1 pseudogene is annotated in these 273 nt (G+C 65.8%); it reads left to right on the forward strand.

Annotation, left to right across the window (positions count from 1 at the left end):
- Nucleotides 1-12: 12 nt before the first annotated feature.
- Nucleotides 13-201 (forward strand): annotated as a pseudogene (locus ACQ4LH_RS22060) (metal-dependent hydrolase); the annotation flags it as partial.
- Nucleotides 202-273: the final 72 nt, after the last annotated feature.

The raw sequence follows: 273 nt of genomic DNA on the forward strand, positions 1-273 counted from the left end.
GTATAAGAGACAGGCTTTACCCTGGGCGGCAAATACATGGCCGAGCAGCGCGTGGAGGCCGAACTAGCGCGTCAGGGCATCGAGGCGCAGCAAATCTTCAGCACCACCACGCCGTTCAACAGCCTGCTGTGGCGGGTGATCGTGCTGGRTGGGGGGGGTTACCMCGAGGSGCYGGKCRGCTGGGTTKRCGATACGCCACCGRCGCYCGRGCCYGTCTCTTWTACACATCTGACGCTGCCGGCGACGCCCCCCGAGGGTGGATGTTCGGGGGTG

It is taken from the genome of Pseudomonas peli (assembly GCF_050563605.1).
GTDB lineage: Bacteria > Pseudomonadota > Gammaproteobacteria > Pseudomonadales > Pseudomonadaceae > Aquipseudomonas > Aquipseudomonas peli_A.